This is a genomic window from Streptomyces sp. NPDC056987, from assembly GCF_042673865.1.
Classification (GTDB): domain Bacteria; phylum Actinomycetota; class Actinomycetes; order Streptomycetales; family Streptomycetaceae; genus Streptomyces.
In genome coordinates, this window is record NZ_JBHURV010000008.1 from 30,086 (window position 1) to 48,852 (window position 18,767).

At 69.3% G+C, this 18,767-nt stretch carries 13 protein-coding genes; 7 read left to right on the top strand and 6 right to left on the bottom strand.

The genetic code is table 11. The annotated features are described in order from the left end of the window. Window positions 1–12: 12 nt before the first annotated feature. From ACFTZC_RS11735 to ACFTZC_RS11745, 3 genes are all read right to left on the bottom strand, one after another. Window positions 13–2,175: a hypothetical protein gene (locus tag ACFTZC_RS11735; RefSeq protein WP_382888643.1), complete on the bottom strand. Its 2,163-nt coding sequence runs from the start codon at window positions 2,173–2,175 to the stop codon at window positions 13–15. Continuing rightward, window positions 2,172–2,957 (bottom strand): hypothetical protein, encoded by a 786-nt coding sequence (locus ACFTZC_RS11740; RefSeq protein ID WP_382888644.1) that lies wholly within the window; start codon window positions 2,955–2,957, stop codon window positions 2,172–2,174. The genes ACFTZC_RS11735 and ACFTZC_RS11740 overlap by 4 nt, the downstream gene beginning before the upstream one ends. Window positions 2,958–3,184: 227 nt before the next feature. Further along, complete coding sequence (locus tag ACFTZC_RS11745) at window positions 3,185–3,892, bottom strand: Crp/Fnr family transcriptional regulator (RefSeq protein WP_382888645.1); 708 nt, start codon at window positions 3,890–3,892, stop codon at window positions 3,185–3,187. 391 nt (window positions 3,893–4,283) lie between these two features. Between ACFTZC_RS11745 and rpsL the strand changes: the two genes are divergently transcribed. The 6 genes from rpsL to ACFTZC_RS11775 all read left to right on the top strand — a co-directional run bounded on the left by rpsL (window position 4,284) and on the right by ACFTZC_RS11775 (window position 11,714). Next, on the top strand, window positions 4,284–4,655 hold the full coding sequence (gene rpsL, locus ACFTZC_RS11750; RefSeq protein WP_003948652.1) for a 30S ribosomal protein S12: 372 nt from the start codon (window positions 4,284–4,286) through the stop codon (window positions 4,653–4,655). 2 nt (window positions 4,656–4,657) lie between these two features. Beyond that, window positions 4,658–5,128, top strand: a complete 471-nt coding sequence (gene rpsG / locus ACFTZC_RS11755) for a 30S ribosomal protein S7 (RefSeq protein WP_030351427.1) — start codon at window positions 4,658–4,660, stop codon at window positions 5,126–5,128. Window positions 5,129–5,165: 37 nt separating this feature from the next. Then, on the top strand, window positions 5,166–7,292 hold the full coding sequence (gene fusA, locus ACFTZC_RS11760) for an elongation factor G (RefSeq protein WP_382888647.1): 2,127 nt from the start codon (window positions 5,166–5,168) through the stop codon (window positions 7,290–7,292). A 158-nt stretch (window positions 7,293–7,450) separates the two neighbouring features. Next, window positions 7,451–8,644, top strand: coding sequence for an elongation factor Tu (gene tuf / locus ACFTZC_RS11765; protein WP_129770864.1), 1,194 nt, complete (start codon window positions 7,451–7,453; stop codon window positions 8,642–8,644). A 295-nt stretch (window positions 8,645–8,939) separates the two neighbouring features. After that, window positions 8,940–10,577: an alpha-1,2-mannosidase gene (locus ACFTZC_RS11770; protein ID WP_382888649.1), complete on the top strand. Its 1,638-nt coding sequence runs from the start codon at window positions 8,940–8,942 to the stop codon at window positions 10,575–10,577. A gap of 249 nt (window positions 10,578–10,826) precedes the next feature. Continuing rightward, entirely contained in the window at window positions 10,827–11,714 is an 888-nt protein-coding gene (locus tag ACFTZC_RS11775) for a calcium-binding protein (protein ID WP_382888651.1), read from the top strand. Between the two features lie 117 nt (window positions 11,715–11,831). On the opposite strand, the gene ACFTZC_RS11780 is transcribed toward ACFTZC_RS11775, so the two are convergent. Next, window positions 11,832–13,475 carry a helix-turn-helix domain-containing protein gene (locus tag ACFTZC_RS11780; protein ID WP_382888652.1) on the bottom strand — a complete coding sequence of 548 codons (1,644 nt, stop codon included), beginning with the start codon at window positions 13,473–13,475 and terminating at the stop codon, window positions 11,832–11,834. A gap of 206 nt (window positions 13,476–13,681) precedes the next feature. Here ACFTZC_RS11780 and ACFTZC_RS11785 point away from each other — a divergent pair, with 206 nt between their 5' ends. Continuing rightward, entirely contained in the window at window positions 13,682–14,263 is a 582-nt protein-coding gene (locus ACFTZC_RS11785; protein ID WP_382888653.1) for a DUF4232 domain-containing protein, read from the top strand. A 105-nt stretch (window positions 14,264–14,368) separates the two neighbouring features. Here the strand turns inward: ACFTZC_RS11785 and ACFTZC_RS11790 are convergent, their stop codons facing one another. Further along, complete coding sequence (locus ACFTZC_RS11790; protein ID WP_382888654.1) at window positions 14,369–14,830, bottom strand: RlpA-like double-psi beta-barrel domain-containing protein; 462 nt, start codon at window positions 14,828–14,830, stop codon at window positions 14,369–14,371. 164 nt (window positions 14,831–14,994) lie between these two features. After that, window positions 14,995–18,570: a DNRLRE domain-containing protein gene (locus ACFTZC_RS11795; RefSeq protein WP_382888655.1), complete on the bottom strand. Its 3,576-nt coding sequence runs from the start codon at window positions 18,568–18,570 to the stop codon at window positions 14,995–14,997. Window positions 18,571–18,767 lie beyond the last annotated feature (197 nt).

The following is an 18,767-nucleotide window of genomic DNA, read 5'->3' on the forward strand; positions in this document are numbered from 1 at the left end:
AGAGGTACGGGTTCAGCGAGGCGGCAGGACGGTCAGCAGGCGGCCGGCCGCGGGCGGCGGGGGAGCTCCGTCCTCGCCGGGCATGGTGCGCAGCAGATGGTCGAGGCGCCGGTGCTCCGGCGCGGAGGTGACCAGCGCGGGCAGCAGCGCGGCGAGTGCCCGCTCGGCCGCGGGATCGCGGTCTGCGGCAAGTACCCAGCGGCGCAGGACATCGAGCGCGGGGCCGGTGTGCCCGCGGTCGCCCAGTGCGGCCCGCCACAGCTCGGCGATGGCCCGGGCGGCCTCGGGCCGCTCGGTGGTGGCCTGCGCGTACCAGTCCAGGACCAGGGGGCGTCCGTACGGCTCGTCCTGCGCGGTCCGCTTGCAGGCGCCGACGAAACCGTTGAGCGCGAGGTCGAGGACGGCCCGGTCGTCGCGCAGGGTTCTGAGCAGTTCGGCGAGAACGTGGTCGCCGACCGGGGAGAGCAGCAACAGCTCTGTGGACTGGGCGAGTTCGGCGAGCAGCAGTTCGTCGGGCTCGTCCTTGCCCTGCTGGCGCCGGGCCGCGCCGCGCAGCGCCGCGAGCGCCTCCACCGGCCGCTCGGGGCCGATCAGACCGTGTGCCCGGATTGCCACCCAGCACAGCCGCTCGTCGTCGCTGACACACCAGGAGTCGATGATGCGCGGCACATTCGGCGTTTCGAGCAGATGCGTGAGGACCAGGGAGTTGACGGCGACGAGGCGGTGCCGGAAGCGCGTGGAGGTCGCCCATGGCTCGATGACCAGGGCCATCGCGGAGGGCAGGTCGGTGTGGGCGAGGACGGCGACGGCGGCGGCCGCTCGGGTGCGCACCAGCGGGCGGCCGTCGCCCGCGAGCCGCTGCAGCCAGTCGACCAGCGCGGGCCGGGCGGACGGATGGCCGGTCCACACCTCACGCAGCAGCACCAGGGCGGCCCGGTCGTCCTGGAAGCGGGCCTTGAGCTGGATCACCGGACCCCACTCGGTGTGCTCCTCCTCCGGGTACCGAATGGCCCTCGCCAGTTGGAGCCGCTTGCCGATATGGGTGCCGAACACCGGGACGGCGGACGGCAGGTAGGAGTTCTCGGTTTTCTGCAGAAAGCCGTAGAGCAGATCACTCAGCTCGGCGGTCAGCGCGTACGAGCCGCCGTCGAAGGCGGCGAGGGCGACCAGGAACGCCTTGTCCCGCAGGTGCAGAGTGGCCTCGTCCTCCTCGAACCACTCCTGGACCTGGCTTTCGAGGGCGGCCAGGGAGAACCGCTCGATCTCCTGTTCATCGGCCTGCCTTGTCGCGTACCGGGCAAGTACCTCCGCGTAGCGGGCCGCCTCACGTAACTGGTGGCCCCGTTTCAGGAACTCGGCCACGGCGGGCAGCGACAGGAGTTTCGGTATGTCCTCGGCGGGGGCCCGAACTCTGAGGTGCGCCTCCAGCACCGCGGCGGGCGTGGGCGGCCGCCAGGTGGTGACCGGGATGTCCTCCAACGCGGCGCGGGGCCCCACGGTCACCACCAGATACGCGCCGTCTTGCTTGGTCAGCCGGTCCCGGACGGCCAGCAGGTCGGCCTCGCGCAGCGGCCGCTCGCGCTCGGTGATCAGGTCGCAGAGCACATGCCCGCCATCGCCCAGCTGCTCGGCGAGCGCGCTGGGCCTGGTCGTCCGGTCCAGCGCGCGCACCGGTGCGGCGCCCAGACGGTGCAGCAGCATCAGGGCCGCGGTGCGCCGCCCGGTGAAGTGCGGCCCCGAGAGCACAAGGACGCGCTCGGTGCGTAACCGTTCGGTCAGCGCGGCGAACGCGGTCTCGTCGGCGACGAAGCAACCGGCAAGGCGTTCCAGGGTGGCCGGGGGCACCTCTCCGGAGGAGTGTGCCGTGCCGCCACCGAACTGGTAGAAGACCTCGGTCTTGCTGCCCATGATCACGTCGCCGGCGATCCGGCCCGCGCTGACACCGTGGTTGTCCGCGCCTATCAGCCCGCCGCCGAACCGGGCGTCCGGGCCGAACCGCATGCTCCGGGGCGTGTGGTCGTACAGGTCCCGCCTGGCCGCCCAGGCCTCCTGCGGCTGGTCGGGCTCCTCTGCGGCCTTCTCCTGGTCCTCCGGGCCCGTGGCGGCCGGGTCGGTGGGCTTCTCGCCCGTGGCCGGGTCCTGGGGCCCCGTGGCCTCCGGCTCCTGAGCACTCACGCGCGTTCACCCCGGCCGCCGCTGTTGCCGCTGCTGTTTCCGCCGAAATGGATGTCACCGGTGATCTGCCCGGCCGAGATCCCGTGGTTGTCGCCCGCGACCAGACCGCCACCGAACTGCGCGCCGGGCAGGCCGGGGGCGGCCGCCGGCCGTGGGTCCGCCGTCCCGGCGCCGGAACCCGCGGTGCCCGCTCCGGCCTCGGCCGGAGCGCCGGCCTTCCCCTTCGGCACCGGGCCGTGCAGCCAGGCCGGCAGTGGCCCGTTCTTGCTGTCCACGGTGACGGGGTGGAAGTCCGCCGCCGGGATACCGGCGTGGTCGTGGCGCACGATCCCGGCGTGCACCTGCTCCGAGACACAGAGCACGAAGTCGTCGGACCGCTCGCGCAGCGCCTCACGTAACACATTCGCGTCGAGCAGCCGGTAGGCGTGGTTGAGGTCGGAGCCGACCCAGACGTTATGCGCGTCGAGTGCCACGTACCCGGTCGCGAGGACCGTCCGCAGCCGGATCTGCGCGGAGCTCGACGCCATCCGGTTGGTTGCCTTCAGGTGCATCGGCAGTTCGGTCAGGAGGGACCTCAGCAACCGGGCCACCGACGCGTTGGCGTCGATCACCTCCGTCACCGCGTCACCTCGGTCATCGCGTCGCCGTCGCGGTTCGTCGATGCCGGCCGCATCGAGGACCCGGTCGGTGATGTCGTAGAGCATGCGGCGCAGATAGGTCTGCTCCACATCGTCGCGATCGCTGAACTTCTCGATGTCGAGCAGCAGAATCGTGCGGCTCACGGGGTCGGTCATGCGTGCCTCTCGGTGCGCTCCGGCGTACGGCTTCGGGTGGTCCTGTGTGGCGATGCCGAGAGCAGAGTGGCGGTGGAGCGCTTCTGGCGGTGAGGACGGATGACGCAGAAGAAGTGTGACGGTATGCACAGAGTCACTGAAGTGACATGAGTGCTCACTCATGGCCATACGGGCCCAGGGTCACTGTGTGACGCGGGTGCTCACTGTGCGGGCGCTCACTGATGGCCGTGCGCGATCCGTCGCAGTACCTCGGGCCGCAGGATCAGGAGCGTTCGCCGTCCGGTGACCACTGCCCGCCGCTCCCGCAGGTCCTTGAGTTCCCGCTGCACCATTTCCCGGGAAGCACCGACCGCCCCCGCCAGCTCCTGTTTGCTCAGTGGCACGGACAACTCGATGCCCTCGTCCGTGCGCCTGCCGTGGCTGCGCGCCAGATCGAGCAGCAGCACGGCGAACCGTTCCCGCACGCTCATAGAGGCGAATTCCAGCCGCCGCCGGTCGGCGGCCCGGGTGCGGTCGGCGGTGAGGGCCAGCAGCTTCAGCGCGAGCTGCGGCGAACGCGCGAGATGGTCCCGGAAACGGTCGTGCTCCACCGCGACGGCCTCCACCGGTTCCAGCGCGGTGACGGTCGCCGCCCTCGACCGACCGGTGAGCGCGGCGGACTCCCCGACGATGTCGCCCGGACCACGGAGGGCGAGCAGCGCCTCGTACCCATTGGCGGCGGAGGCCGTCACCTTCGTCCAGCCGCGCAGGATGAGCAGCACATGGGCGGAAGGCTCGTTCTGCTGGATCAGCGGGATACGCGGGATGAAACGGAGAGGTGTGCCGAGTGCCAGCAGTGCCGTTCGGTCCTCGCGTTCCAGCCTGGCCAGAAACGGCACCTGGTCGTCCAGCCCCGTACCCTCCGGCGGCTCTGATGCCGTCATGGAGTCCCCCGATCGCCTGGTGACGGACAAGGTACTGAGTGTGACTGAGGCGCGTCCAAAGCGGGGTGTCGCGGGGAAACAGGGGAGGTGTCAGGGGTAAACAGGGAAACAGAGAAGGAAGCTTGTTCTCATGGCGCGCCCGGCGTGTCTGAGCGCACGGCATTTGTTTTGACCGGAGTCGATGAGGTAGGTACGCTCAGACCTTGTGCCTGGGGTGTGCCTGGGCTCCTGTGCGTGTCCTCAGCCGCACGAGGAGTTCGAGTACGGGCCACCGCAATCTGCGCCTTCCTCGCTCTCGGCGAGGGCTTTGCAGTATTCGACACACCCGACCGCGTGGGTCGGTGGTGTTCCAGGTTAGTTCCACTGACGGCACACAGAAACCGGAGAAGTAGTGCCTACGATCCAGCAGCTGGTCCGGAAGGGCCGGCAGGACAAGGTCGAGAAGAACAAGACGCCCGCTCTTGAGGGATCCCCTCAGCGCCGTGGCGTCTGCACGCGTGTCTTCACGACCACCCCGAAGAAGCCGAACTCGGCGCTCCGTAAGGTCGCGCGTGTGCGTCTGACCTCCGGCATCGAGGTCACGGCCTACATTCCGGGTGAGGGACACAACCTGCAGGAGCACTCGATCGTGCTCGTGCGTGGTGGCCGTGTGAAGGACCTGCCGGGTGTTCGGTACAAGATCATCCGCGGTTCCCTCGACACCCAGGGTGTCAAGAACCGCAAGCAGGCCCGCAGCCGCTACGGCGCCAAGAAGGAGAAGTAAGAATGCCTCGTAAGGGCCCCGCCCCGAAGCGCCCGGTCATCATCGACCCGGTCTACGGTTCTCCTCTTGTCACGTCGCTGATCAACAAGCTTCTGCTCAACGGCAAGCGTTCCACTGCCGAGCGGATCGTGTACGGCGCCATGGAAGGCCTCCGCGAGAAGACCGGCAACGACCCGGTCATCACGCTGAAGCGCGCGCTTGAGAACGTCAAGCCCACGCTTGAGGTCAAGTCCCGCCGTGTCGGTGGCGCCACCTACCAGGTGCCGATCGAGGTCAAGCCCGGTCGCGCCGCCACCCTCGCCCTGCGCTGGGTCGTGGGTTACTCCCGCGCCCGTCGCGAGAAGACGATGACCGAACGCCTCATGAACGAGCTGCTCGACGCCTCCAACGGTCTCGGCGCCTCGGTCAAGAAGCGTGAGGACACGCACAAGATGGCCGAGTCCAACAAGGCCTTCGCGCACTACCGCTGGTAGTCGCACCCACATCGAGACCGAGAGAAGACTGAGCCTTATGGCCACCACTTCGCTTGACCTGGCCAAGGTCCGCAACATCGGGATCATGGCCCACATCGACGCGGGCAAGACGACGACCACCGAGCGCATCCTGTTCTACACCGGTGTGAGCTACAAGATCGGTGAGGTCCACGACGGCGCTGCCACGATGGACTGGATGGAGCAGGAGCAGGAGCGCGGCATCACCATCACGTCCGCCGCGACGACCTGTCACTGGCCGCTCGACGACGTCGACCACACCATCAACATCATCGACACCCCGGGTCACGTGGACTTCACGGTCGAGGTGGAGCGTTCGCTCCGCGTCCTCGACGGTGCCGTCACCGTGTTCGACGGTGTCGCCGGTGTGGAACCGCAGTCCGAGACCGTTTGGCGCCAGGCGGACCGCTACGGCGTGCCGCGTATCTGCTTCGTCAACAAGCTCGACCGGACCGGCGCGGAGTTCCACCGCTGCGTCGAGATGATCGAGGACCGCCTGGGCGCGGTCCCGATCGTCATGCAGCTTCCGATCGGTGCCGAGATGGACTTCAAGGGCGTCGTCGACCTCGTGACGATGAAGGCCTTTGTCTGGTCCGCCGAGGCCGCCAAGGGCGAGATGTACGACATCGTCGACATCCCCGCGACGCACACCGAGGCGGCCGAGGAGTGGCGCGGCAAGCTGCTCGAGGTCGTCTCGGAGAACGACGACGAGCTGATGGAGCTGTACCTGGAGGGCGTCGAGCCCACCGTGGAGCAGCTCTACGCGGCGATCCGTCGTATCACCATCGCCTCCGGCAAGTCCGACGGCACCACCATCACCCCGGTCTTCTGCGGCACCGCGTTCAAGAACAAGGGCGTCCAGCCCCTGCTCGACGCGGTCGTGCGCTACCTCCCGACCCCCCTGGACGTCGAGGCCATCGAGGGCCACGACGTGAAGGACCCGGAGAAGGTCGTCGCGCGCAAGCCCTCCGTGGACGAGCCGCTGTCGGCGCTGGCGTTCAAGATCATGAGCGACCCGCACCTCGGCAAGCTCACCTTCGTCCGTGTGTACTCCGGCAAGCTGGAGTCCGGCACCGCGGTGCTGAACTCGGTGAAGGGCCGCAAGGAGCGCATCGGCAAGATCTACCGCATGCACGCGAACAAGCGTGAGGAGATCGAGTCGGTGGGCGCCGGCGACATCGTCGCCGTCATGGGCCTGAAGCAGACCACCACCGGTGAGACGCTGTGCGACGAGAAGAGCCCGGTGATCCTGGAGTCCATGGACTTCCCGGCGCCGGTGATCGAGGTCGCGATCGAGCCCAAGTCCAAGGGTGACCAGGAGAAGCTGGGTGTGGCCATCCAGCGGCTCGCGGAGGAGGACCCCTCCTTCCAGGTGCACAGCAACGAGGAGACCGGCCAGACCGTCATCGGCGGTATGGGCGAGCTCCACCTTGAGGTGCTGGTCGACCGCATGCGGCGCGAGTTCCGCGTCGAGGCGAATGTCGGCAAGCCGCAGGTCGCCTACCGTGAGACGATCCGCAAGACCGTCGAGCGCGTGGACTACACGCACAAGAAGCAGACCGGTGGCACCGGGCAGTTCGCCAAGGTGCAGATCATGATCGAGCCCATCACGGACGGCGACGTTCCGTACGAGTTCGTGAACAAGGTCACCGGTGGGCGTATCCCGAAGGAGTACATCCCTTCGGTGGACGCCGGTGCTCAGGAGGCCATGCAGTTCGGCATCCTGGCCGGTTACGAGATGACCGGCGTGCGCCTCACGCTCCTCGACGGTGGCTACCACGAGGTCGACTCCTCCGAGCTGGCCTTCAAGATCGCCGGTTCGCAGGCGTTCAAGGAAGCCGCCCGCAAGGCGTCTCCCGTACTCCTTGAGCCGATGATGTCCGTCGAGGTCACCACGCCCGAGGACTACATGGGTGATGTGATCGGCGACATCAACTCCCGCCGTGGGCAGATCCAGTCCATGGAGGACCGGGCGAACGCCAAGGTCGTCAAGGGTCTGGTGCCGCTTTCGGAGATGTTCGGCTACGTCGGAGACCTCCGCAGCAAGACCTCGGGTCGCGCAAGCTACTCGATGCAGTTCGACTCCTACGCCGAGGTTCCCCGGAACGTCGCCGAGGAGATCATCGCGAAGGCCAAGGGCGAGTAACTCGACCGAGTTGACGCTTTAGGCTTGTCACCGGCAAGCCCTGGGGCCTCCCCGCCGTACCGCTGAGTACGGAGGGGGAGCCCCGGGCCCCGGCATCCCAGCAAAGATCACCTGGCGCCGATGAGTAAGGCGTACAGAACCACTCCAGGAGGACCCCAGTGGCGAAGGCGAAGTTCGAGCGGACTAAGCCGCACGTCAACATCGGCACCATCGGTCACATCGACCACGGTAAGACGACCCTCACGGCCGCCATTACCAAGGTGCTGCACGACGCGTACCCGGACCTGAACGAGGCCTCGGCCTTCGACCAGATCGACAAGGCTCCTGAGGAGCGCCAGCGCGGTATCACGATCTCCATCGCGCACGTCGAGTACCAGACGGAGTCGCGTCACTACGCGCACGTCGACTGCCCCGGTCACGCGGACTACATCAAGAACATGATCACGGGTGCGGCGCAGATGGACGGCGCCATCCTCGTGGTCGCCGCCACCGACGGCCCGATGCCGCAGACCAAGGAGCACGTGCTCCTGGCCCGCCAGGTCGGCGTGCCGTACATCGTTGTCGCGCTGAACAAGGCCGACATGGTGGACGACGAGGAGATCCTTGAGCTCGTCGAGCTCGAGGTCCGTGAGCTGCTCTCCGAGTACGAGTTCCCGGGCGACGACCTGCCGGTCGTCAAGGTCTCCGCGCTCAAGGCCCTTGAGGGCGACGCCGAGTGGGGCAAGACCGTCCTCGACCTGATGAAGGCCGTCGACGAGTCCATCCCGCAGCCCGAGCGTGACGTCGACAAGCCGTTCCTGATGCCGATCGAGGACGTCTTCACGATCACCGGTCGTGGCACCGTCGTCACCGGTCGTATCGAGCGTGGTGTCCTCAAGGTCAACGAGACCGTCGACATCGTCGGTATCAAGACCGAGAAGACCACCACCACGGTCACCGGCATCGAGATGTTCCGCAAGCTGCTCGACGAGGGCCAGGCCGGTGAGAACGTCGGTCTGCTCCTCCGTGGCATCAAGCGCGAGGACGTCGAGCGCGGCCAGGTCATCATCAAGCCGGGTTCGGTCACGCCGCACACCAGCTTCGAGGCCCAGGCCTACATCCTGTCGAAGGACGAGGGTGGCCGTCACACCCCCTTCTTCAACAACTACCGCCCGCAGTTCTACTTCCGTACCACGGACGTGACCGGCGTCGTGACCCTCCCCGAGGGCACCGAGATGGTCATGCCGGGCGACAACACCGTCATGACGGTCGAGCTGATCCAGCCCGTCGCCATGGAGGAGGGCCTCAAGTTCGCCATCCGTGAGGGTGGCCGGACCGTCGGCGCCGGCCAGGTCACCAAGATCAACAAGTAATTGTCGATCTGATCGGACCTCGCGGTCCGGTCCGGCCTGGTGGCTCCTCGGAGCAACCTAGGGAAGGGCCCGTACGACTTCGGTCGTACGGGCCCTTTCCCTTGCCCAGGGATCCGCGTACACCCTTCGCGTTCGCCTTTCGCGTACCCCCTAGGGAAGTTCTCCTAGGGGCAAGTCCTTCTGAGGGCAGCCGAGTTGGCGTCCGGGGCTGTTGTCAGTGGGCCCGGGTACGGTTCTGGAAATGCCGCCGCCCGTGTGTCGTACGGGCCGGAACCGCACGACGTCAGGAACGCGCATGGACCCGGTTTTCGCTGATTTCTCCGCCCGCCCGGCCAGGCTGTCGAACGCAGTCATCGGTCACCACCGGTGCGGGATCGCCTCCTCGCATCTCGCGCTGGGCGGTGGCGGGTACATCAAGCTGGACTTCACGGTGGACGAGCGGGAGGACATCGCCGAGGCCGTCGTGACGGTCACCACGCTCGGCGGCGACGCGCCGATGGACGTCCGGCTCAACGGCAAGGTACTCAGCGGCAGGGCGCTCACCGGCGAGGTGCTCAACGGCGAGGTACCCAACGACGGGTTGCTCGGCGGCGAGGCGTCCGGCGACCGGTCGGCCGCTCCGGCGGGGCCCGGACGCGGCGCGCCCCAGGAGACCGTGCTCACCGCGCCGGGCGATCTGCTGGTGCCCGGCGACAACATCCTGGAGATACACAACCCGCAGGCAGCGCAGGGGCTGCTCCGGCTGCGTGCCGTCACCGTGGACCCGGCGCACGACAGCGGCCGGGCCGGGCGGGCGCTGGCGGCCAGGTCGGCCGGCCGCTCGGTCCTCGCGTTCAGCACCGAGCGCCGCGCCCGCGGCGCCGTCGCGTGGCAGCCCGCTCCCCGGCTCCTGTTCCACATCGACGGCGGCGAGCGGGCCGTCCCCGCGCATCTCGCCTGGCGCGGCGCCGACGGCTCGGAGGCGGCGATCGGGCTCCGCACCGACCTGTCGGGGTTCCAGGGGCACTGGCGGGCCGCCGACGGGGTGCCGGCCGAGTACCGCGGCACACTCATGGAGCGCTCCGCCTATCCCGAGGGCACGGCCGGTACCCCGCTCCATCTCTTCTCGACCGAGGAGGCGCAGGGCGAGAGCTGGTCCCCGTCCGGTGAGCTGAGGTTGCTGCTCGACGCGGGCGGGGCTCTCCCGGAGCGCGTGTCCTGGACGGACAGGCTCGGCAACACCGCCTCCATCACGCTGAGTTCCGCGGCCCCCGCCCCGGAGACGGTCACCACCGGAGAGCTGCGCGACGTCACGGGTACGGTCACCGACGTACGGGCGAGCGAGGAGTTCCACCGGGCAGGCGAGGTCGCGGAGAATCTGCTCCGCGGGGGCCGCAGCAAGTGGCTGGCGCACGAGGAGACCGCCGATCTCGAATTCGTTCTCGACACGCCGGCCGCGGTCTCGGCCTACCGGCTGACCTCGGCGAACGACGCCCCGGAGCGGGACCCGCAGGACTGGGAGCTGGCCGGTTCGTACGACGGACACACCTGGACGGACCTGGACTCCCGCCGCGGCGAGCGTTTCCTGGGGCGCTACCGGACGAACGAGTACCACTTCACCAACACCACGCCGTACACCCGCTACCGCCTCACCATCAGCCGTAACGCGGGCGGCGACGAGACGCAGCTCTCGCGGGTCGAATTCCTCGCGGGCGAGACCACCACGCACCCGACCCCCGATGCCGCGGACTTCACGGGCTACCGCACCTCCGCCGGGGGCGAGCCCACCGGATACCGGGGTACGACCGTTCCCGGCCCGTGGTCCGACGCGGAGCCGCAGGACGGTCATGTGGAGGAGCTGCTGGCCGGTGAACTGGGCGAGACGGCCCGCACTCTGGACGACGCGGCCCGACTCATCGGCAAGCTGGCGGCGTACATGAAGAACTCCGGGTGAAGAGCTCCGAATGAAACAGGGAGGGAAATTATGTGCCGGACGTGAGGTGAATTCCAGTTTAATCGCGCCTGAAGAAATATCTCCACGAATTCTGTTCGCCCGCCCCGAAGGCGCAGGTCACCGCCGTCGGTGGCGCCCTGGCCGCCCCGGTGGCGACGTGATCCGACCGGAACGGGAAGGCAACCCGGCGCATAACTCCTCCGTCCCACATGGTTGTTGGGACCACATATTCCTTATGGAGGTTATGCAATGCCCTCTCGTATGCTCACCGGCCGGATCTCACGCGCCGCCTCGGCGGCACTGGCTCTCGGCGCGGGGCTGGCCGCTCCGCTGCTGCTGGCCGGTACGGCCGGTGCCGCCGCGCCGTCGGCCACCGCCGCGCTCGACGGTCACGCGATCGCCTACACCGCCGCCGCGCAGCAGACCAACAAGGTGGCCGTCACCGCCTCCCGGAGCGGTGACGACATCACGTACGTCATCGACGACGTCGTCACGATCAGCGCGGGCAGCGGCTGCTCGTACCCGAGCGCCCAGGACCGCACGAAGGTCTCCTGCACGGTGGCCAGGCTGGAGAGCCAGGACCCGTACGCCACCCTCCAGATGTCCCTCGGTGACCGCGACGATGTCGTCACGTACAACAACAAGACCGACCAGACGTACTACTTCGCCTCGATCGACCTGGGCGCCGGCAACGACACCCTCACGGAATCGGGCGACGTCCTGGGCAACGGGGTCCGGGGCGGGACGGGCGACGACACCCTCACCGTGGGGGCGCACACGGTGGTGCTCGGCGACGAGGGCGACGACACGATCCACGCAGGCGAAGGCACCATCGCACAGGGCGGCGACGGCGACGACACCATCAACTCGAAGGGCGACGTCGACGGCGGGGCCGGTGACGACGAGATCCACGGCGGCGCGGAAGGGCAGAGCCTGACCGGCGGCGACGGCGACGACATCATCCATGGCGGAGCCGGCAACGACTTCATCTACGGAGGCAAGGGCGACGACGTCCTGTACGGAGACGAGGGCGACGACACGATCTACGGGAACAGCGGCAACGACAAGCTGTACGGCGGCCCCGGCAAGGACACCCTCTCCGGTGGCCCCGGCACGAACGTCGTAGTCCAGGACTGACGCCGACGCCGCCGGCCGCCGGCCAGGGGTCGTGAGGACCCGTCATGGGCCGCTTCCGCGCCGATGGGCCCGGCATTCCTGTCGGGACCGTCGGCGCGGATCGGCGCGCGGGCGGGGTCAGTACTCCGGCTTGATCCACTCGCTGCCGCCCAGCGGATAGACGTACTCCGGCCGGCCGACGCCGGCGCTCGTGCGGAACGGGGTGCCGTCGTTGTTGATCTGCACCGTGCCGCGGCGGTCGCCGCTGGACCACTCCAGGCTGAGGTCCCAGCGGACGTCGTGCGCCTGGACGCCCGCGGTGATGTAGAAGACCTCCGGGTCCGTCTCGCTGACCTTGTACGGGAAATCGCGCTGGCCGCTCTTGGGGACGACCGTGGGGCTGCCCTGGTCGAGGTCGACGCTGAACGACTTGGTCTCGACGCCACCGCCGCAGCCGTTCCCCATCGCGTAGTCGTTCCAGGCGAGCGGGGCGCGCTTGGAGACGACGCGTACGTGCAGCGACTCCAGGACGACCGTCTCCTGTCCGGTGCCCTGAATGGTCAGGGCGACCCACTGTTCCCCCGAGGAGACCGCGCCGTAGGCGTCGGCCCAACGCAGCGCGGTCTGCTCGTCCGCGGGCGGGCCGACCTGCTCGGGTTCCTTGTCCACGAGGAAATGCTGGCTGCACGGGCTGTCGTAGTAGTACGGGCGGACGGCGACGTTCAGCGGTGCGGCGGTGCTGTCACCGCCGGCCCCGGCTCCGCCCGGCTTGCCGCCGCCTTGTCCGCCGGGGTCCTTCGAGGTGCTGGGTGAGGTCCTGGCGGACTCGCTGGGGGAGGGGGACGGCTTGTGGCTCGTACCGCTCGGGGAAGGGGAGGCGGAGTCCTTCGCCGAGGGATCCACGGTGGCCGCCACGCCCTTGCTCACCTCGCCGGCGGGTGTCTCCTGGTCGCTCGCGTGCCTCTCGCCCCCGCCGGAGGGCAGGATGAAGGCGAGCGCCACGGCTCCGACCACCGCGGCCACGACGAGGGAGGCAACCAGCGCGGTACGGCGCCGCCGCGGCGGCGCGGGCTCGCGCGGCCCGTCGACGAGCACCGGCTCACCGTCCGTGCCCTGTCCGTGCTTTGACGCCCCACCACCCGAATCGGCGCCGACCGGGCCACCACCGGCGGGCTCACCGCGCACGGTGCCGACCCCGGCGGGGCCGACCCCGGACGGCTCACCGTGTCGGCCGTGGCCGTGGCCCTGGCCCTGGCCCTGGAGTGACGTCGCGTCGGCCGAGTCCGCAGGGGCCGTGGAGGCCGCCGAGTCCGCCGCCGAACCGGCGGCCACCGTCTCCGGCGTACCCCTTTCAGATGCCGCCCCGGCCGACCCGGCCGCCGGGGCCGATCCCGCCGCCGGGGCCGGGTCCGACGCCGAACCCCTCTCCGGTTCCGTCTGCGGACCCTTCTCCGGGGCGGGATCCGCGGTGCTGCCGCCCGCGTTCCTCGCCCCGGCCGGCGCGGTCCGGTCCGGCCTGCCCTTGCGTGCCGCGTCCGCCAGGATCCAGTGCCGGTGCAGCTCCACCAGCTCCTGCGGCGTCGCCCGGCACACCCGTGCGAGGCGCTCGACCGGCGCGTAGTCGCCCGGCACCGCGGTGCCGTTGCAGTAGCGGTGCAGCGTCGACGTACTCATGTGCAGCCGCTTGGCCAGCGCCCCGTAGCTCAGCCCGGAGCGGTCCTTCAACTCCCGCAGCCGCGCCGCGAACTCGTCCGCCGCCCCTGCCCCTGTTGTTCCCGGCACCCGTCCCACCCGTCTCCCCGGTTCTGTCATCTCCCCCGCGTCCCATTCCCGCGTTCCAGGGTCACTCCGTTTCCCCTGGTCAGAGCCCGTTCCAGCATTCCAGCGTCCCGAACTCCGTGCCATGCGTGGCGGCTGGGACGGATGACCGCGCAAGCTGCAGTCATCCAAGCAGCACACCCACCCGTACATCCAAGGGGCGCTACCGCATGTCCAGTATCCGGAACTCCCGCACCCGTTTCCTTACCACCGCCGCGGGCGTCGCGCTCGCCGCGCTCTCCGTGACCGCGTTCAGCGCGGGAACGGGCATGGCCGACGAGGGCGCCCCGAAGGCCGTGTCCGCGAAGGCCTCTGCCGCTGCCGCCACGGTCACCTGTGAGGGCTCCGTCACCAAGACCGTCGCGACTCCGCTGAGCCGGCCGCTGAACCACCTGCTCCTCACGGTCACGAATACGGGCAAGAAGACCTGCTTCCTGTACGGCTACCCGGCCGTTCAGTTCGGTGAGGCCCAGTCCGTACCGCCGGTCATCAAGGAGTCGAAGCCGCAGGCCGTCGTGACCCTTGAGCCCGGTGAGTCCGGCTATGCCTCGGTGAACCTGTCCGCCGCCGACGGCAGCGGCAAGAACGGCTATACGGCGAAGTCCCTGAACGTCTACTTCCAGAGCCGCCCGGGCAGCGAGGACGACGGCAAGGGGGCCAAGCCCGCGCTGCCCGCCAAGGGTGTGTACGTCGACAGCTCCCTCAAGGTCACCTACTGGCAGCAGTCGTTGGACGACGCCATCATCTGGTGATGTGCCGTTGACGATGCCAGGCCGCTGACAGGGCCGGGGCCGGAGCGCGTACGCCCGGCCCCGGCCCCGTCCTTGTGCGCCTCGCGATCCCTGTGATCCCTGCGATCAGACCCAGTCCCAGCTCACGTTGATCCGGCCAGCGTTGAGGTCGCCGATGCGGGAGAACGCGGCGGGGCTGAGGTCCACGTCGTTCGTGGCGCAGCCGATGCACTTGTCCACGACCTTCACGGTGACCGAGCCGAGCGGTCCGTTGACGCGGATCTGCCGTCCGCACTGGGGCGAGTTGTTGGGGTTGGGGTAGTTGCCGTACAGCGCGGTCGAGATCGCCACGACCAGCTCGCCGTCGTTGTTGGACCAACCGCAGGCGCCGAGGCCGGTGTTGTACCAGGTGGCCTGGCCGGTGGCCTGCGCCCCGCTCGGCGCGGCGGCGGCCGGCGCGGTGGCCGCACCGACCACGCCCAGGGCGAGCAGCGAGGAGGCCCCGGCCAGCAGGGCCGCGGTGCGGCCTGCGCGGGTGCGGGGGCGGATGCGGGTGTTGTTCCGGGTCGTGGCTGTGGTGGGGGACATGCGGTCAACCCTTCGAACCGTAGGCAACGCGACTCTTGGTCTAGACCAAGAGTCCTGGGTGGGTGACCGCTTTCCCAGACCTTTTCCGGCTCACCCGCCGCACCTTCCGGCCACCCCCGCCCCGTCCGGACCGGTATCGCCCCGGACTCGTATCGCCTGTTCGCTCAGCCGATCGTCTGGCGGGTCTTCCACCAGGAGGAGGGTGAGATGACGTCGGTGCCGGTGCCGCTCAGCGCCGTCCTGCTGCCCGGGTGGAGCCGGACGGAGCCGTTGGCATGGACCGCCCAGATGTCGGGGATGCCGTCGCCCGTGACGTCCGGGGTCCCCATGAGGTGCGGGATCGCGGTGCTGGACCAGCCGGACGCCGCGTACTCGGTGTCCTTGCCCGCTCCCGAATTCGCGGCCGCGGCGAGGGAGTTGAGGTCGACCCCGCCGGACGCGGACTTGACGCCCGTACGGAGCAGCAGTCGGCCGGTCGAGTCGGAGCGGTAGACCAGGTCGGTGATGCCGTCGCCGGTGACGTCCAGCGCGATGACGGTGTCCCGGTCGGCCCAGGAGGCGCCGGAGAGGCGGGTGGCCTTCTCGATGGTCGCCCCGTTGTAGCCGGTGAGGACCCACAGTGCGTCCCCGACGGTGACGAAGAAGTCGGCCTTGCCGTCGCCCGTGGCGTCGCCCGCGGAGACGAGCTGGGTGAAGGTGGCGGGGTCGGGGGCGTCCGACGGGAGCAGGATCTCGCGGCGCTTGTCGATGTTCACGGCGCCGTAGCCGTCGCCGGGGTAGACCCAGAGCATTCCGCCGACCCGGGCGACGACGTCCTGGAGGCCGTCGCCGCCGTAGATGTCACCGTTGTGGGTGATGAGGGCCTTGTCGAAGTGCCCGGTGGGCGCGGCGACGAAGGGCGGCAGGTCATCGCCGTTGGGGTCCTTGGCGGGGTTGGCGCGGTACGCGCTGGGCATGGAGTAGCCCAGCTTCCCCGTGGCCCTGGTGAGGTCGGTGTTGGTCTGGGAGATGTACAGGCTGAGGTTCCCCTTCTCCGTGACGGCCAGGAGATCGGGCAGCCCGTCGCCGGTCATGTCGCCGGGGGCGTCGGCCTTGTCGCGAGGGCTGACGTAGAAGAAGTACTTGGCCGGCGTCGAGACGTTGCCCGCGCCGTCGACGGTCCGTACGTACAGTACGTTCGGCCCCGCGGCCGGCGGCCTGGCGTTCGCGAGCGTCGCGCTGGTGGTCGTCGCGGTACCCGCGGTGCGGGCCAGGCTGAACGGGTAACTCGCCGAGTTGAAGCCGTACTCGTACCGTACGACGTCCTTGTCGAGGGCGCGCACCGTGAAGGAACCGGGCGTACCGAACTTCTTCGTGGACCAGAGGGAGTCCTCCGGCTGGCTGCCGAAGCCGTTCTCGTTCTCGTCCGCGTTGGGGAAGTCGGCGGAGGAGACCTTGGGCGGCTTGGGCGCGGCGGTGTCCAGGACGAACCGGCAGGGGGTGTTCTTCGGGGAGAAGCCGGAGGAGGAACCCGTGGCGTCGAAGGCTTTCACCCGCCAGGAGTAGACGGTGTTGTCGGTCAGTTTGCCGGTGTCGAAGCCGGATGTGGTGACGCGGGCGCTGCCGGTGTCCTTTCCGACGGAGACCTTGCCCGTCGACTTGAGGAGGTCGCCGGTGGTCTCCCACTTTCCTGTCGGCCAGAGGTCGAAGTCCAGGTGGGTGAGGTTCTTGTCCTTGTCCGTGGCCGACGCGACGAAGGAGATCTCGCCCGCGCCCATCCGCGCGTAGGGCTCCGTGGTGGTGCATTTGGACTCGGGGTTGAGGTCGAGACCGGTGGGCGCGCCGGGGCGCCGGTTGTAGTCGAGGACGAGTGAGGGGCCGTTCTCGCCGTTGGCGGCGAACTTCTTCCACGCGTACTGGGACTTCTCGCTCGCCGCGCGCATGCCGAAGGTGATGGAGTCCCAGCCCTTGTCCGCGGCGCTCTGCGCGGACTTCCTGACGTCGAAGGTCTCGTAGGCGTCGCGGCAGTGGGACTTCCAGCCGTGCGCGAAGCTCTTGGTGGCGATCTTGTTGCCGTTGTGGAGCTTGGGGGCGTTCTTCCAGTTGGTCTTGGAGTCGACCTCGCCGGTGAGATGGACGCTCACGGCGCGTTCGCTGCACGACCAGGCGTACGTCTCCAGGACCCGCAGCCTGGCCTTGGTGATGACCGCGCCCTTCAGGGACTTGTCGAAGTCGATGTTGAAGAAGGAGCGGGAGGTGCCCCAGGTGTCGGACTCGAAGCCGACGCGGGCCTCGTGCGTACCGCCCTTGTTGAAGCCCTTGCCGTTGTAGAAGGTGGCGTTCGGGTAGCGGTTGTAGACGGTCGTCCAGTTCTGGGTGTGCTTGGTGACCGACGGGTCGATGAAGACCGGGAAGACCGTGGACGGGTCGGACAGCAGCTCGGAGTCCGGGGTGATGTGCCAGTTGGCGCCGGAGAGGTCCGCGTCGACCAGGGCTCCGTGGGAGTCCGGGGACGGCCCGTCGAGCCCGGGGAGGGAGAGGGTGGCGTCGGGGCCGGAGTGGGTGGGACCGGCCGTCGGCTCCGACGGGGCGGGCGGGAGCGGCGACTCCGGGGTGTCCGGTACGGGTTCGTCGCTCGCGGAGGGCAGGACTTCCTCGTACGGGTCGGACTGCTCGTCGGTCTCGCTGTCCGGCTCGCCGCCGGTGTCCGTACCGTCGCCGGGCGGACTCTCCTCGTCGGAAGGGGACTCGTCGTCGGAAGGGGACTCGTCCGGCTCGGGTGTCGGGTCGGCGGGGAGTTCCTCGGGCGCGGTGGGCTGGGCGGTGGCGCCGACACCGCCGTCGGTGACGGCCGTGGCGCCCGCGCTGTCCCACATCACGGGCGTGGGCGACATGGCCACTTCGTCCCCGTAGGCGTTCTCGGCGACGACGATGCCGGAGAGCGGGTCGAGGCGGAAGGTGAGGGTGGGGGAGGTGAGGCCGTAGGCGATCCGGGTGACGCGGGGGTCGGCGGCGGCGGTGCGGTTCTTCACCACGAGGAGCTGGGCGAACCCGTTGTCGTCCGCCGTGAGCACCAGATCCGCGCCGGGGATGATCTCGGGGTAGAGCGCCCGGTTGGCGTCGATGACCGGCTCGGGGACGGGGCCCGGCCAGGAGAGCTGGATGTCGTGCCCCTGCGAGCGGAGGGTGACCAGCGGGCTCCCGGGCTCGTCGGCGGTGAGGGCGTTCACGGCGGCGGTGTTCGCGGCGGTGTTCGTGGCGGGGCCTTGGAGGAACGGGACGCGGCGTGTGGGGGACGTACGGTCCGAGCGGCTCGTACGGTCCGGGTGCGACGCGCGCTCCCCGGCGCCCGGTGACCCGGCGGAGAAGACCACGCCGCTGTTGCTCGCCCTCGGCTCCCACCCCCGCTCCGTCCGGCGCAGCGACAGGTCGATCGGTTTCCACTCGCCGCCGACCTTGGCCCGGATCGGCGACACATGGATCTCGCGGGACATCAGACCGTCGCCGCGCGCCCAGGTGGTGGAGTCGGCCGTACGCAGCGAGGTGACCTCCACCGGCTTGCCGGTTCTCGACGCCCGGGTGATCGCGTCGCTCTCGCTCACCTCCGAAGCGCCGGACCGCGTCGACGACCTGGTCTCGGCATCCGGCTCCGTACCGGCGAACCGCAGCCCGGCGTAGGTCAGTCCGCTCGCGGCGATGCCGGCGGCGCAGACCATGGCGATGGCGCGCCGGCCGGGCAGGCGGTATCGGCGTTGCGACATGAGCGAGATCCCCCCTCGGTTCCGGTGTACGGCGGAACGCCGGCCGGAGCTACGAAGCCACCCACACGGGTCCGGATCGTCCGGGCACACGGAGTGAGCGAGCGAGCAGATCATGACGCATTGGTGAGCGATCGTCACCCCAACGTGACGATGATCACTTTCTTTACGTTTCCTCTGGTCATCCTCCTCAACTCCCC

Bases quoted from the DNA above. Each gene is read 5' to 3' on its own strand.
- ACFTZC_RS11745 (WP_382888645.1), bottom strand. From the start codon at position 3,892: ATGACGGCATCAGAGCCGCCGGAGGGTACGGGGCTGGACGACCAGGTG.
- rpsG (WP_030351427.1), top strand. From the start codon at position 4,658: ATGCCTCGTAAGGGCCCCGCCCCGAAGCGCCCGGTCATCATCGACCCG.
- fusA (WP_382888647.1), top strand. From the start codon at position 5,166: ATGGCCACCACTTCGCTTGACCTGGCCAAGGTCCGCAACATCGGGATC.
- ACFTZC_RS11770 (WP_382888649.1), top strand. From the start codon at position 8,940: ATGGACCCGGTTTTCGCTGATTTCTCCGCCCGCCCGGCCAGGCTGTCG.
- ACFTZC_RS11775 (WP_382888651.1), top strand. From the start codon at position 10,827: ATGCCCTCTCGTATGCTCACCGGCCGGATCTCACGCGCCGCCTCGGCG.
- ACFTZC_RS11785 (WP_382888653.1), top strand. From the start codon at position 13,682: ATGTCCAGTATCCGGAACTCCCGCACCCGTTTCCTTACCACCGCCGCG.
- ACFTZC_RS11790 (WP_382888654.1), bottom strand. From the start codon at position 14,830: ATGTCCCCCACCACAGCCACGACCCGGAACAACACCCGCATCCGCCCC.
- ACFTZC_RS11795 (WP_382888655.1), bottom strand. From the start codon at position 18,570: ATGTCGCAACGCCGATACCGCCTGCCCGGCCGGCGCGCCATCGCCATG.